Source organism: Gilvimarinus algae (genome assembly GCF_030518215.1).
In the GTDB taxonomy this organism is placed as follows: Bacteria; Pseudomonadota; Gammaproteobacteria; order Pseudomonadales; family Cellvibrionaceae; genus Gilvimarinus; species Gilvimarinus algae.
This window is the reverse complement of the sequence record NZ_JAULRT010000035.1, coordinates 444,735-458,285: the sequence shown is the minus strand read 5'-3', so window position 1 is coordinate 458,285 and position 13,551 is coordinate 444,735. Positions and strand designations below refer to the sequence as shown.

14 protein-coding genes are annotated in these 13,551 nt (G+C 54.1%); 9 read left to right on the top strand and 5 right to left on the bottom strand.

Annotated features, from left to right (window positions below; genetic code table 11):
* Window positions 1–7: 7 nt before the first annotated feature.
* Window positions 8–1,444: a chromosomal replication initiator protein DnaA gene (dnaA, locus tag QWI16_RS05755; protein ID WP_302711812.1), complete on the bottom strand. Its 1,437-nt coding sequence runs from the start codon at window positions 1,442–1,444 to the stop codon at window positions 8–10.
* Window positions 1,445–1,905: 461 nt separating this feature from the next.
* Between dnaA and rpmH the strand changes: the two genes are divergently transcribed.
* The 5 genes from rpmH (at window position 1,906) to mnmE (ending at window position 5,796) form a co-directional block, all read left to right on the top strand.
* Window positions 1,906–2,040: a 50S ribosomal protein L34 gene (gene rpmH, locus QWI16_RS05750; protein ID WP_302711811.1), complete on the top strand. Its 135-nt coding sequence runs from the start codon at window positions 1,906–1,908 to the stop codon at window positions 2,038–2,040.
* Window positions 2,041–2,152: 112 nt separating this feature from the next.
* Window positions 2,153–2,533 carry a ribonuclease P protein component gene (gene rnpA, locus QWI16_RS05745; protein ID WP_302711810.1) on the top strand — a complete coding sequence of 127 codons (381 nt, stop codon included), beginning with the start codon at window positions 2,153–2,155 and terminating at the stop codon, window positions 2,531–2,533.
* Window positions 2,530–2,781, top strand: a complete 252-nt coding sequence (gene yidD, locus QWI16_RS05740; protein WP_302711809.1) for a membrane protein insertion efficiency factor YidD — start codon at window positions 2,530–2,532, stop codon at window positions 2,779–2,781. The genes rnpA and yidD overlap by 4 nt, the downstream gene beginning before the upstream one ends.
* Window position 2,782: 1 nt before the next feature.
* Window positions 2,783–4,432: a membrane protein insertase YidC gene (yidC, locus tag QWI16_RS05735; protein WP_302711905.1), complete on the top strand. Its 1,650-nt coding sequence runs from the start codon at window positions 2,783–2,785 to the stop codon at window positions 4,430–4,432.
* Window positions 4,433–4,437: 5 nt separating this feature from the next.
* Window positions 4,438–5,796, top strand: a complete 1,359-nt coding sequence (gene mnmE / locus QWI16_RS05730; RefSeq protein WP_302711808.1) for a tRNA uridine-5-carboxymethylaminomethyl(34) synthesis GTPase MnmE — start codon at window positions 4,438–4,440, stop codon at window positions 5,794–5,796.
* Window positions 5,797–5,840: 44 nt separating this feature from the next.
* Here the strand turns inward: mnmE and QWI16_RS05725 are convergent, their stop codons facing one another.
* The 4 genes from QWI16_RS05725 to QWI16_RS05710 all read right to left on the bottom strand — a co-directional run bounded on the left by QWI16_RS05725 (window position 5,841) and on the right by QWI16_RS05710 (window position 8,615).
* Window positions 5,841–6,335 (bottom strand): 2TM domain-containing protein, encoded by a 495-nt coding sequence (locus tag QWI16_RS05725; RefSeq protein WP_302711807.1) that lies wholly within the window; start codon window positions 6,333–6,335, stop codon window positions 5,841–5,843.
* A gap of 135 nt (window positions 6,336–6,470) precedes the next feature.
* Window positions 6,471–7,118: a signal peptidase I gene (gene lepB / locus QWI16_RS05720; protein WP_302711806.1), complete on the bottom strand. Its 648-nt coding sequence runs from the start codon at window positions 7,116–7,118 to the stop codon at window positions 6,471–6,473.
* Window positions 7,119–7,191: 73 nt separating this feature from the next.
* Window positions 7,192–8,049 carry a fructosamine kinase family protein gene (locus QWI16_RS05715; protein WP_302711805.1) on the bottom strand — a complete coding sequence of 286 codons (858 nt, stop codon included), beginning with the start codon at window positions 8,047–8,049 and terminating at the stop codon, window positions 7,192–7,194.
* On the bottom strand, window positions 8,025–8,615 hold the full coding sequence (locus QWI16_RS05710; RefSeq protein ID WP_302711804.1) for a MarR family winged helix-turn-helix transcriptional regulator: 591 nt from the start codon (window positions 8,613–8,615) through the stop codon (window positions 8,025–8,027). Before QWI16_RS05710 ends, QWI16_RS05715 begins: the two co-directional genes overlap by 25 nt.
* 121 nt (window positions 8,616–8,736) lie before the next feature.
* On the opposite strand from QWI16_RS05710, the gene QWI16_RS05705 reads away from it, so the two are divergent.
* From QWI16_RS05705 to QWI16_RS05690, 4 genes are all read left to right on the top strand, one after another.
* Complete coding sequence (locus QWI16_RS05705) at window positions 8,737–9,489, top strand: hypothetical protein (RefSeq protein ID WP_302711803.1); 753 nt, start codon at window positions 8,737–8,739, stop codon at window positions 9,487–9,489.
* A gap of 641 nt (window positions 9,490–10,130) precedes the next feature.
* Window positions 10,131–12,026 carry a tRNA uridine-5-carboxymethylaminomethyl(34) synthesis enzyme MnmG gene (gene mnmG, locus QWI16_RS05700; RefSeq protein ID WP_302711802.1) on the top strand — a complete coding sequence of 632 codons (1,896 nt, stop codon included), beginning with the start codon at window positions 10,131–10,133 and terminating at the stop codon, window positions 12,024–12,026.
* Window positions 12,026–12,661 carry a 16S rRNA (guanine(527)-N(7))-methyltransferase RsmG gene (gene rsmG, locus QWI16_RS05695; protein ID WP_302711801.1) on the top strand — a complete coding sequence of 212 codons (636 nt, stop codon included), beginning with the start codon at window positions 12,026–12,028 and terminating at the stop codon, window positions 12,659–12,661. The genes mnmG and rsmG overlap by 1 nt, the downstream gene beginning before the upstream one ends.
* Before the next feature lie 79 nt (window positions 12,662–12,740).
* Window positions 12,741–13,547 carry a ParA family protein gene (locus tag QWI16_RS05690; RefSeq protein ID WP_302711800.1) on the top strand — a complete coding sequence of 269 codons (807 nt, stop codon included), beginning with the start codon at window positions 12,741–12,743 and terminating at the stop codon, window positions 13,545–13,547.
* Window positions 13,548–13,551 lie beyond the last annotated feature (4 nt).

Sequence of the window (13,551 nt, the reverse complement as noted above, 5' to 3'; positions counted from 1 at the left end):
AAAGTATCTAGGTGGTCAGCGATCGCAACAAATTCTTTAAATCTTCGCGGATATCCGCATCTTCTTCTTCCAACTCTTTAATCTTGCGACAAGCGTGCAAAACGGTCGTGTGATCTCGCCCACCAAAAGCCTCGCCAATCTCAGGCAGGCTGTGATTGGTCAACTCCTTTGCCAGCGCCATAGCCACCTGACGCGGACGAGCAACGGAACGCGAACGGCGCTTTGACAGCATATCCGCGATTTTGATTTTGTAATACTCACCCACGACCCGCTGAATGTTTTCGATCCCGACTTGTTTATCCTGCAGGGCGAGTAGATCCTTGAGCGCCTCGCGAACCAGCTCAACATCGATGGGCCGACCTGTGAAGTGAGCGCTCGCTATCACTCTTTTTAACGCACCTTCGAGCTCCCTGACGTTCGAACGAATTCTTTGGGCAATAAAAAAAGCCGCATCATCAGGTAAATCCACCGACACCTGATGAGCCTTCTTCTTCAAAATGGCCACCCGCATTTCAAGCTCGGGCGGCTCAACGGCAACCGTAAGACCCCAGCCAAAGCGGGATTTCAAACGCTCTTCCAGGCCGTTGATTTCCTTCGGGTAGCGATCACACGTGAGAATAATCTGTTGTCCACCTTCCAACAAGGAGTTAAAGGTATGGAAAAACTCTTCCTGAGATCGCTCCTTGCCGGCGAAAAACTGAATGTCGTCAATCAAAAGCGCATCGACTGAGCGGTAATATCGTTTGAAATCATTAATGGCGTTGAGCTGCAGTGCCTTGACCATGTCGGCGACGAATCGCTCGGAATGTAAATAGATGACCTTGGCGTTGGGGTTCTTCTTTAATAGTGCATTACCGACCGCCTGCATCAGGTGGGTTTTCCCCAAACCAACGCCGCCGTAAATAAAGAGGGGATTGTAAGCACCGCCAGGGTTATCCGCCACTTGCCGCGCCGCTGCCAAACCCAACTGGTTGGACTTACCCTCGACAAAACTCTCAAAGGAGAAGCTGCGGTTAAGATTATCTTGGTGCTTGAGCCCGCCCTCAACCGCAGGGGCCGCCGGCGCAGGCTTCTCAATTGGGTCCGCCAAGGGGTTAGACCCCAGCGCAGAGGATACACTGGAAGAATCCACGGTTAATGGACGTTGAGCGCTGCCGTTGATGGCGGGGCGACGCTGCACACCGGCACCCGGGCGGCCGCCACCTACCCCCACCTCAACGCTCAACGAAGCGGTTCCGTTATACTGGCTGGCCAACTCAGAGATCCGAGCCAGAAACTTCTCGCACACCCAATCGCACACGAACCGGTTGGGCGCCAACAAACGCAGGCACTGACCATCGGCGGTGTCATCGATTTTCAGCGGCCGTATCCAGGTATTAAATTGTTGAGACGGCAGCTCTTCCTGCAGATTGGAAACGCAGTAGCTCCACACCGATTGCGGCAAAACCTAACCCCCAAACATTTATTATCGTCAGGGCTTGCTGAGAACTGTTTTAACCCCGACCGAGAGCAGGCTAGTGTAACGCTACCGCGACGAGTTATCCACACGTATTGGCGGTTTTTAGCAGTGTTTCGATTTCACAAGCTAAAGTGTTAATTTTCAGTGCTTTTTATCAACTTATTAAAAGTTTATTAACAGAGTTATTCACAAAAATCACTCTTTCAAGCTCGTCGAGCACCAAGCAGCCAGAATCAACGCAATGCATCGGGCTAACACTGAATATCTGTGGATAACTGTAAGGACAACCCCTGATTAAACTGTTAAATTCTACTGGATGATTCAGGACCACGAAAACTCATAAAAAAGGCCGAAACAGCGTTGCTTTGATCGGGCATTTTCTATAAAATCGCCGCCTCTTTTCGCACACTGTGCGATCAATAGATAGGTAATCGGTAGGTTAACCCATGAAAAGAACATTTCAGCCCAGCGTACTGAAGCGCGCTCGTACCCACGGCTTCCGCGCTCGTATGGCCAGCAAGAATGGTCGTGCCGTACTGGCTCGTCGTCGTGCAAAAGGTCGCAAAAGCTTAACCGCCTAAGCTTTTCGATTGCGCGTGACCTAAGGGCACCGCTGTGAATCTCTGAACATTAGGTGCAGATTTTCACAGCGGTGCCCTTTAGCATTCAATATCCTCTATTTGAGAGCGCCGTGTGAGCTCCCTCTCCTTTCGCAGACATCAGCGGTTATTGAATGCCGCCGACTTTCAGGCCGTCTTTGCCGAAGCTCCCCTGCGAGCCTCCCACCAGCACCTGCTGATTTTGTCGCGCCCCAATGACCTCCATGTGGCTCGTCTCGGATTAGTGATTGCCAAAAAGAACATCAAGCTCGCGGTTCAACGAAACCGCATCAAGCGCTTGGTAAGAGAAAGTTTTCGCGCCAACCAGCATCAATTGACCGGCTTAGATGTTATTGTACTGGCACGCCGCGGGCTGGATGAGCTGGACAACAGCGCCATTACCAAAACACTGGAAAAACAGTGGCAACGGCTGATTCGCAAAAAGGCACAAGCCCTGGGCGGAGCACCTCAATGAGCTGGTTGGCCATAAAGCTGATACGTCTGTACCGATACTTTCTCAGCCCTTGGATTGGCAACCAGTGCCGTTTCTACCCAAGCTGCTCGCATTATGGCGAAGAAGCAATAAAGACCCACGGCTTTATAAAAGGGGGTTATCTTACTGCGCGTCGCCTTTTAAAATGCCACCCTTGGCACCCCGGCGGGCTGGACCCGGTACCGGATAAACCCAACAAGCAACGACAACTGACTGATGGCAAACTCTAAGATGGATTGGCAAAAGAATCTGTTACTCGCGGCCATGGGCGCCGTTCTTATCATGCTGGTCATGCGCTGGGACGACTTCCAGCAAAACCAGGTTCCCGCTGATCTCCCGGCGGCCACAACGGCCGACTCCTCAGCGCTCAGCACTGAAGTGCCTTCCGCTGCGGCCACCGATGTCCCCACCACCGGCGAGCCAGGCCAGACAAACCCGGCGGTCAGTGGCAAGGTGATACGCGTTTTTACCAATACCCTTGAGCTCAGCATTGATACCCGCGGAGGCGATATTGTCCACGCGGCCCTGCCGAAACACTTTGCCCACATCGATACGCCAGACGAACCCTTTGTTCTCATCAGCAACAATGCCAACCATACTTACACCGCTCAAAGCGGCCTGATTGGCAAAAACGGAACCGACAGCGCCGAGGGACGGGCAGTATTTACCAGCACAGCCGATGCCTACACGTTAGAGGAAGGTGCCGACACCCTTGTGGTCGACCTCACTTTAGAGCAAGACAGCGCCACTCTGACCAAGCGCTTTACCTTCTTTCGCAACGAGTACCGGGTGAAGGTGGGCTACCTGGTGGATAACCGCGGTGAAGAACCCTGGCAAGCAACCCTTTACGGTCAGATCAAACGCGACAGCCACAAACCCGATGCCGATGTCGGCATCGGCATGCAACCTTTTGTCGGGGCAGCTCTGACAACCGAGGACGAGCGCTACAAGAAATTTTCCTTTGACGATTTGGAAGACAAGAATTTCAAAACCCAAATCCAGGGCGGTTGGGTGTCCATGGTACAACACTACTTTATCAGCGCCTGGATTCCGGATCAGAGCAAACAAAATCAGTTCTTCCTAAAACAACAGGGCAATCAGGATCTGTTTCTGATGGGCTTTACCTCTGAAGCACTGAGCGTTGCCCCTGCTAGCCAGGGAGAAATCAGCGCTGAATTCTACGCTGGTCCTAAGGACACCGGCGAGCTGGAGAAAATTGCCCCCTACCTCGATCTCACCGTGGACTACGGCTGGCTCTGGTGGCTGGCTAAGCCGCTGTTCAGCCTGCTGGACTATATTTACGGGTTAATTGGCAACTGGGGCCTGGCAATTATTGCCCTGACAATTATTATTAAAGCACTATTCTTCAAGCTAAGCGCCACCAGCTATCGCTCTATGGCACGCATGCGCAAGCTCGCTCCAAAAATGAAAGAAATTAAGGAGCGCCATGGCGACGACCGCCAAAAAATGTCTCAAGAGACCATGAAGCTCTACCGGGACGAAAAAGTGAACCCCCTGGGCGGCTGCCTGCCGATGCTGATACAGATGCCGGTGTTCCTGGCACTCTACTGGGTGTTGATGGAATCGGTAGAACTGCGGCACACGCCCTTTTTGTGGATTCCCGATCTCTCGGTCAAAGACCCCATTTTTGTACTGCCACTGTTAATGGGCTTTACCATGTGGCTGACCATGCGTCTTAATCCGGAGCCACCGGATCCGATGCAGGCAAAAATCATGCAGTTCATGCCTGTCGTCTTTACCGTGATGTTTTTGTGGTTCCCGGCCGGCCTGGTGCTCTACTGGGTAACCAATAACACCCTGTCGTTCCTGCAACAGATGTACATCACTCGACAAATCGAAAAAGCTGACGCCAAGACCTGATCCCGATGTCAGCCAATACTGACACTATTGCCGCCGTCGCCACTGCACCAGGCCGCGGCGGCGTCGGTATCATCCGGGTCTCCGGCATCAAGGCCGCCGATATTGCCAGGGCCGTGACCGGTAAAGACCTAGCAGTGCGTCAGGCGAGTTACCTGCCCTTTTACGACACCCAGGGCAAAGAACTGGACCGCGGTATTGCCCTGCTGTTTAAAGGCCCAAACTCCTTTACCGGTGAAGACGTACTGGAGCTGCAAGGTCACGGCGGTCCAGTGGTACTGGGTTTACTGCTGGAGGCGGTGAAACAGCTCGGCGCTCGACAGGCCAGACCTGGGGAGTTTTCCGAAAGGGCCTTTCTCAACGATAAACTGGATCTCGCTCAGGCCGAAGCCATTGCCGATCTGATCGAAGCCAGCTCCGAGCAAGCGGCGCGCAACGCTCTAAACTCCCTGCAGGGGGTATTTTCCGCTCAAGTTCACGCGCTGGTAGAGTCGCTTATCGCTCTGCGTATATACGTAGAAGCGGCCATCGACTTTCCAGAAGAAGAAATCGACTTTCTCTCGGATGGCAAAGTCCAAACCGACCTCACTGCCATCATCGCCGAGCTCGAACAACTGCTGGCCAAAGCACGTCAGGGGCAACTGGTGCGAGACGGCATGCAAGTGGTGATAGCCGGCAAACCCAATGCCGGTAAGTCCAGCCTCCTCAATGCGTTAGTCGAACGGGAAAGCGCTATCGTCACCGACATTGCCGGCACCACCCGGGATGTGCTCAAAGAGTACATTCATATAGACGGTATGCCGCTGCACATTATCGATACCGCCGGTTTGCGCGAAGCCTCGGATGCGGTGGAAAAGATCGGTATTGAACGCGCCTGGAATGAGATCAACCGGGCAGATAGGATTTTGTTGCTGATTGATGCGGCGGATGCGGTCACTCAAAAGAGAGACAGCGCAGAGGATGTCTGGCCAGAATTTACCGCCCGACTGGAGCAATCAGACAAGGTCAGCGTCATCTACAACAAGGTAGACCTTATCGACGCCGACCAGCTGCCCGGCAATGCGCTGAAAATCAGCGCCAAATCCGGCACGGGTATTGATGTCTTAAAACAGCACCTGAAAGACTGCATTGGCTACCAGAGCACCACCGAAGGGACCTTTACCGCGCGGCAAAGACACATCGATGCGCTGCTGGCAGCGGAGCGTGCACTTCGGCAGGGAGCCGACCAACTCCACACTCACGCCGCCGGTGAGCTACTGGCAGAAGACCTGCGCGAAGCGCAAAACTACCTGTCAGAAATTACCGGAGAATTCACCTCCGACGATTTGCTCGGACGAATTTTTTCCTCATTCTGTATTGGTAAGTAGAAACTCCGGGCCGGCGGCTCTGCAAACGCTGGCCGGACTTAAGATTACAATTTGCGGCCCAGGCGCTTCTCTACTTGTTTTCGCTCCCAACCGGGGCCGAACATATTAAATACTTCAAACGCATTAATACCGTGAATGGCCAGGCCCACGCCCCAACCGAATGCAGGCCACCAAGCCCAGATGTACCCGGGCGAGGTGGTTAGGTTAATAAAAAACAAAAAAGGAATAATTACCACAAAAGTCAGGCAATGACTGTAAAACGCTTTTAGATCGCGCACGTACTCGATCGCTTCGCGCTCTTCGCGCTCAATTCTTGCCCGCTCAGTCGATGTGCTTGCCGCAGATTCGTCCATAACGTCACCCTCAATTTGCCAGTCGCTGAGGTCAATATCGAAGACTGAGGCCAGCGCTTTGCGCGATTCCAATGAAGGCACCTGCCCCCGCTCTATGCGCTGAATAGTCCGAATACTGAGGTCGGTCATTTCGGCCAGCTGCTCTTGCGACCAGCCCTTTTGCAATCTCAATTTACGTACATTCATCACCGCCTCCTTCGATATCCTCGGGTGCATTTTTGGGCAAAAACGCCAGACAGGGTAACGACACGGACCTGACGTTAAGGCGACAAACCTTAACAATCAATAGGTTACACTCCAAAATGGATCAGTGTCATTTGCTCAAAGCACCTGTGTCGCCCACCGTTGGAAAAAGCGCTCGGAAACATTGAGCCCAACCGCAGCCACTTTGCCGACGATCTGCGACTCCTTTACCAGCCCCCAATACCTTGAATCATAACTATTGGCGCGGTTATCTCCCATGACAAAATAATGCCCGTCGGGCACAATCAATTCACCAGCGAACGCCGGCTGAAGCTCGCCAGCGGGATCGGCGATCTTATGGGAGGATCCCGGCAAGGCTTCCCAGTAAAAGCCGTCCTTTTCACTCACACGGAGCTCCTCGTCGTTCAACCACACCCTTTCACCGCGAATGCGCAGGCGATCGCCAGGCACACCTATCACACGTTTGACCAAGCAGTTATCTGTGTGAGAGGGGAAAAAAGTAATCACATCACCGCGCTCGGGCTGCGCAATATCCACCAGACGCGTGCGGGTAAAAGGCACAGAAGGCCCATAAGCCAGCTTGTTAATGACCAACACATCACCGGGATACAGCGTGGGCTCCATGGAACTGGATGGCACATAGTTCCAGTCAGCGACAGCCGTTCGGAAAAAAGCCAGGCCCAGAACCAATAAGATAAAACCCGCGTTCTGTCGAACTAAGCGTCGCAGCGACCTGCGGGGTTGAGCTAAGGTGGGTTCAGCCATGAGTGTACTCCGGTATAGAAAGAGGCTTTGATATCCTTTGAAAGAGAAGGTTCCTACACTCCTACGACCAAGATTAGCGGATCAATTCCTTGCACAACCGCTCTACTTGCGGCAAATAACCACGACCAAAAAGATTTAAATGATTGAGCATATGGTAGAGGTTGTAGACTGGTTCGCGGATCTGCCAGCCGTCAGGTAGTGGCCAAGCTCGCTGATAACTTCGATAAAACTCCGGCGAGAAACCGCCGAACACCCGGGTAAACCCAAGGTCGGTTTCCCGATCCCCATAGTAGCAGGCAGGATCGAAAATCACCGGGCGCCCGTCGGCTAAATAGCCTTTGTTGCCCCCCCAGAGATCCCCATGCAACAAAGAAGCCGGCGGCCTGTGCTCTGCCAATCGAGTCATCACCGCCTCTTTTATCCGCACCTGCGGTACAGACAACTTGTGACCATGGCGCGCAGCCATCGCCAATTGCGGCTCAAGACGACATTGCCACCAAAAGTGCTTCCAACTGTCGAACCAGGAATTCTCTTGGCGGGAGTGGCCGATAAAATTGTCGTAATCCAATCCGTAACGCCCGTGGGGCTCCTGCTCTCGATGCACACTTGCCAAGAGTTCACCCAACCGGGACTCATCAGCCCGCCCACCAAACTCGAAGTACTCAAGTACCAAAGCCGCAGAGTCGCTCAGCCTAACGCAATCAATCGGAACAGGGGTGACCATCGGTGTCGCCGCCAGCAGCTGCAAGTTGCGAAACTCGCACTCAAGCAAATCCAAGCTGGAGTGAAATTTGACGAAATAACGACTTCCATTGGCATTAGCCACTGTGTAGCTGTCGCAAATGTCGCCACCTGCAACGGGTCTTGCGGTTTCCAGATTCAGTCGCCCGGCAAACGCAAGGCGATTCAGCGTTTGCCAATCGGGTGCCATTGCTCTCTCGAGGTAAACTCCCGGCAAATAAGCTGGGTGTCAGAAATAGACAGAGGCTGACGAGTTAAACCACACCAGTGATCGCCATCACTGACCATATTGTGCACGCAACCAGAGCACTGACCAAAGGTGCGGAAGTTATTGGCCTCCTGCAGCGCATGCAAAAGCTCGCGAAGGCGCTTGGCTGTTATCTCAAGTTCACCGTTTTCGAGCAACTGAGCCGCCTTTCTCAACAGTGGCGAGGGCTTGCACTCGCTCAAAGCCCGGCGCCCAGTGGGCGTTACCGCCAAATGAAAGATCCGTTTATCCTCCGGATCCGGGCGCTTTTCGATGTAGCCCTTATTAAGAAGCACTTTTAGCGTCTGGGACACCGTGCCCTTGGTTTGCCCCAGATACTCGGTGACCGCCATAGCGGTATCCGAATAGCGGTTGGCTCGATTGAGATAGTCGAGTGCCTCCAGCTGTACAGGCTGGAGTTGGTGCGCAGCGCCGGCACGACGGGCGTCAGTGCGCAGCAGCCCAGCCACCCGGTCGATCAACTGATCAATTGCTTCAACATTCTTCATAAACTGCCTTCAACATTGGTCACATCAATAGTATCGACTTAAAACTACTTTGACAAGGAAGCAAAACTGTGCAAACCTTCAATTTGTATCGAGTCGATACAAAACCAAAAAGGAGATTATCATGCACACAGACAAAGTACGTTTCGCGGTCTTAGCTGCCCTGCTGCTCGTCACGGCGAGCACCCTGGCACACGAGGGTCATTCAGGGGGACTGAAAGCAAATGAATCGCCCGATGTAGCTCCAAGCTTTGATATCGTCCACGCAAAGGTAAGCGTTAAGGACAACCGGGCCCACTTTCATATGGCGAGTCGGGGCGCAGCGGGCTCAGAAAAGCCGCAGGCCCAAGGGCAATTAGGTGGTAGTGAAGTGTATTCCTATGTCTGGCCCACTACCATCGGCCCAGAGGCGGTAGGCTTTGCGGCCAACAGTGGCATTCTGGCGCTGGCGGTAACCATTCATCCTGATTTTGACGATACACCGCTTTTTGACGAAAACCGTGACAACAACACTGAGAACGATGGTGATACCTGGCACAGCCATTGGGTCGTGCTTGCCCCCGACCCCAAGTGCGGCGACAACAATCTGGGAGTGGTTGATATCCCGGAAGGAGCCACGCCACCTTTGCCAGCCACCTGGCCCGGACTCCCCCTATTGATCGACAGCCCGGGGTGGCAGCCGGTCTTTGGCGATCACTCAGTAGACGTCCACTTGGCTTTCAACAAGACGATTGACCTGGACAACTCCCGCTACGACGGGGTCACCGCTGCGCTCAGAGTTAACGAGAGCATTCACGCCCCTCTCTTGTGCGTGGAAAACGTCTTCGATACAGCATCGGGTGATCTGTCTCTGCCCGCCGACATCGAGAGGCATTAATCACAAGCAAGGCGCGCTATCTCAACCGGCGGCCGCCAGACAAGTTTCGCTTGCACACCAACCTCGCCTGCCTCCAACGGCGAGGTTACCTGACTGCACTCACAATGAATCCTTCGATTTCCCACAGGCCTTGGATAAGGTTATCCACAGAAAACCACCCCAAAAAAACAATACTTAGGAGATTTATCCACAATTGTTCACAGGTTTATCCCATAATCAGCTGTTTTTAAAGAGTTTTTGACTAAAAAACACTCATTCGACCAGCATAACCCTGTGTAATGAGGCTGAACAAACTCAGGAGGAAAATGGGGATAAGTCGCCAATTTTCATTTCTGGGGAAAACTCGGGGTTTCATCCCCCGGCTAATCACCGGCTTCGACCAGCTTAATGGCATGTTTTCTGTACGGTTGTTATGTCAATAATTCCTTGATTTATATAAATAATTTAAGGATATCCACAGAATACTGTCGCACCATAAGTAACTATAAGTTCAATCTTTATATTCAACCATATATATAAATTTCAATTTAATAACTTTATGTATAAATAATTCGATGAATAAAGATTGAACATGTTTTGTACAACCGCCACAAGCACTCTATAATGTGCGCCCTTTTTCCAACTGGATGCCGAGACGGGTTATGAATTTTCCGGAACACTTCGATGTGATTGTGGTAGGCGGCGGGCATGCTGGCACCGAAGCCTGTCTGGCGGCCGCCCGCATGGGGTGTCGTACGCTGTTGCTGTCGCACAACGTCGAAACTCTTGGGCAAATGTCTTGCAACCCGGCCATTGGCGGTATCGGCAAAAGCCACCTGGTAAAGGAAATCGATGCGCTTGGTGGCGCTATGGCTCTGGCGACCGACGCCGGTGGCATCCAGTTTCGTATTCTCAATGCCCGCAAGGGGCCCGCTGTGCGGGCTACCCGTGCCCAGGCCGATCGCGTGCTCTACAAAGCGGCTATCCGCCATGCTCTGGAAAACCAGCCCAATTTGTGGATTTTTCAGCAAGCGGTGGACGACCTGATTGTCGAAAATGACCAGGTGCGCGGTGTTGTGACTCAAATGGGCCTGAAATTCCACGCCAACCAGGTGGTCTTGACCACGGGTACCTTTCTCGGCGGAGTCATCCATATCGGCCTGCAGAATCACTCCGGCGGCCGTGCCGGTGATCCACCGGCGCAGGCGCTGGCTGCGCGGTTGCGCGAATACCCGCTGCAGGTGGACAGGCTGAAAACCGGCACGCCGCCGCGGATTGATGCCAAGTCCGTTGACTTTAGCGAGCTGCAAGAACAGTGGGGCGATGAGCCGCGCCCGGTGATGTCGGTGCGAGGCAACCGCGCCCTGCAACCGCCGCAAGTGTGCTGCTGGATTACCCACACCAACGAGCAAACCCATGAGATTATTCGCGGTGGCCTGGATCGCTCACCCATGTACTCCGGCGTGATCGAAGGCGTTGGGCCGCGCTATTGCCCGTCCATTGAGGACAAAATTCACCGCTTTGCCGATAAGCTCAGCCACCAAGTGTTTATCGAGCCCGAGGGGTTAACCACGCACGAGCTCTACCCCAATGGTATTTCCACCAGCTTGCCTTTTGACGTGCAAATGAATCTGGTGCGCTCAATCAAGGGGTTTGAAAACGCACACATTACCCGGCCGGGCTACGCCATTGAGTACGATTTCTTCAACCCACAGGATCTCAAGTACTCACTCGAGACCAAAGTCATCGGCGGACTCTATTTCGCCGGGCAGATAAACGGCACCACCGGCTACGAAGAAGCTGGCGCTCAGGGATTGCTGGCGGGGCTCAACGCCGCCCGCCGCGCACGCGACCTGGAAGCCTGGTGCCCGCGTCGAGACCAGGCTTATCTGGGTGTGCTGGTGGATGATTTGATCACCATGGGCACCCGCGAGCCCTATCGCATGTTTACCAGTCGTGCCGAGTACCGCTTACTGCTGCGCGAAGACAACGCCGATCAGCGGCTGACTGAAAAGGGCCGTGAATTAGGGCTAGTGGGCGATGAGCAATGGCAGGCGTTTTGTGAAAAGCGCGAGGCCGTCGAGCGCGAGCGCGCCCGCCTGAAAGATACCTGGGTGCAGGCGGGCTCGGTCGAGGCGGCCAAGCTCGACGGCAAAATCGTAAGCCAGCTGACCCGAGAGCACAGCCTGTTTGATTTGCTCAAGCGCCCGGAGCTGCACTACGCGGACGTCGCCAATCTCAAAGGTGAGGTTTCGGTGGCCGAAGCCGTGGCGGAACAAATTGAAATCGATGCCAAATATTCAGGTTATATCTCCCGCCAGCAAGAGGAAATTGACCGGCTTCGAGCCCACGAAAACACCCGTTTTCCGGAAGATTTTGACTTTGCCACCGTCGATGGTCTGTCCAACGAAGTCAAGCAAAAGCTGTCTGAGGCGAGGCCGGACACTCTCGCACGTGCCCAGCGAATTCCCGGCGTAACGCCGGCGGCGGTATCTCTTTTGCTGATTTATCTGAAAAAGCGCGGCCTGTTGGGACGCACCCGGGCCGAGGCGAGTTAATGGCTGATAGAGACACCTTGCGGTTGCGTCTTGAGCGTGGCGCCGCCGAGCTGGGTGTGGTACTGAGCGCTGAGCAGGTGACCTTGTTGCTGGACTATCTGGCGGAGTTTGCCCGCTGGAACCGGGCTTACAACCTCTCCGCGGTACGTGATATCGACAAAATGCTCGGTCGCCACCTGCTGGATTCTCTGGCGGTGGCGCCGCACATTCACGGGCAACGATTGATCGATGTGGGCACCGGCGGCGGTTTGCCGGGCATTGTCCTGGCCATTTGTTTTCCGCAAAAGCACTTCACCCTGCTCGACAGCAACGGCAAGAAAACCCGCTTTTTATTTCATGTCAAAACCCAGTTGGGACTCGACAATGTGCAGGTGGAAAATACCCGGGTGGAAAACCTGAGGCCCGCCGAGCTGTTCGATGGGGTTATCAGCCGCGCCTTTGCCAGCCTGGCGGATATGACCCTCTGGTGCGATCTTCTGATCAATCAAACCGGGCGCTTCTACGCCATGAAAGGGGTTTTTCCGGCGGATGAGTTGGCCAGCATCGGCCACTCTCACCAGGTGCATGAGCAAGTGAGTCTCTGCGTGCCCGGCGAGGAGGGCGAGCGGCATTTACTCATTTTGGGCAAGCGTTGATGGCGCGGCTTGCCCGCTTGGCCCAAGTGCCACACAATAGAGACCCTTTGGGCGTCCGACATATCAGAAGGATAACGACTTGACCAAAATCTACGCCGTTGCCAATCAAAAAGGTGGGGTCGGCAAAACCACCACCTGCGTCAATCTGGCTGCCTCTTTGGTGGCAACCAAAAAGCGTGTACTGCTGGTGGATCTTGACCCGCAGGGCAATGCGACCATGGGCAGTGGGGTAGACAAGTCGGAGCTTGAAGAAACCATTTACGATGTACTGACTGACCAGGCAGCCGCTGCCGATTGTCTGGTGGTCTCAGAGGCGGGCAAATACCATGTGCTGCCGGCCAACGGCGACCTGACGGCCGCCGAGGTGGAAATGTTGTCCATGCCCAACAAAGAGCGCCGGTTGGATCTGGTGCTCAAACAAGTGGCGGGCAACTACGATTACATTCTGATTGACTGCCCGCCCTCGCTCAATATGCTGACACTCAATGCCCTGGCCGCCTGCCACGGTGTGATCATTCCCATGCAGTGTGAATACTATGCCCTGGAGGGATTGTCGGCACTGATTGGCACCATCAATCAAATTCATCAAGTGCTCAATCCGCAACTGAAAATCGAGGGCATACTGCGCACCATGTACGATCCGCGCAACAGCCTCACCAATGATGTTTCGGCGCAGTTGCACGAGCACTTCGGCGATCGCGTCTATCGCACCTGCGTGCCGCGCAACGTGCGCTTGGCCGAAGCCCCCAGTTATGGCCAGCCCGTGCTGGTCTACGACCGTCAGTCTAAAGGCGCGATCGCCTATTTGGCACTGGCTGGTGAAATCATCCGTCGCAACGAGCAAGGTGCTGGCAGCGATCCCATCAACTCAGAGATGGCGCACTGAGCGC

What these genes read in the sequence shown, in the direction of transcription:
- mnmG (WP_302711802.1), top strand. Translation starts at nt 10,131, where the DNA reads ATGAATTTTCCGGAACACTTCGATGTGATTGTGGTAGGCGGCGGGCAT.
- QWI16_RS05715 (WP_302711805.1), bottom strand. Translation starts at nt 8,049, where the DNA reads ATGGCACCCGATTGGCAAACGCTGAATCGCCTTGCGTTTGCCGGGCGA.
- yidC (WP_302711905.1), top strand. Translation starts at nt 2,783, where the DNA reads ATGGATTGGCAAAAGAATCTGTTACTCGCGGCCATGGGCGCCGTTCTT.
- rpmH (WP_302711811.1), top strand. Translation starts at nt 1,906, where the DNA reads ATGAAAAGAACATTTCAGCCCAGCGTACTGAAGCGCGCTCGTACCCAC.
- yidD (WP_302711809.1), top strand. Translation starts at nt 2,530, where the DNA reads ATGAGCTGGTTGGCCATAAAGCTGATACGTCTGTACCGATACTTTCTC.
- QWI16_RS05725 (WP_302711807.1), bottom strand. Translation starts at nt 6,335, where the DNA reads ATGAATGTACGTAAATTGAGATTGCAAAAGGGCTGGTCGCAAGAGCAG.
- QWI16_RS05705 (WP_302711803.1), top strand. Translation starts at nt 8,737, where the DNA reads ATGCACACAGACAAAGTACGTTTCGCGGTCTTAGCTGCCCTGCTGCTC.
- QWI16_RS05710 (WP_302711804.1), bottom strand. Translation starts at nt 8,615, where the DNA reads ATGAAGAATGTTGAAGCAATTGATCAGTTGATCGACCGGGTGGCTGGG.
- mnmE (WP_302711808.1), top strand. Translation starts at nt 4,438, where the DNA reads ATGTCAGCCAATACTGACACTATTGCCGCCGTCGCCACTGCACCAGGC.
- rsmG (WP_302711801.1), top strand. Translation starts at nt 12,026, where the DNA reads ATGGCTGATAGAGACACCTTGCGGTTGCGTCTTGAGCGTGGCGCCGCC.
- lepB (WP_302711806.1), bottom strand. Translation starts at nt 7,118, where the DNA reads ATGGCTGAACCCACCTTAGCTCAACCCCGCAGGTCGCTGCGACGCTTA.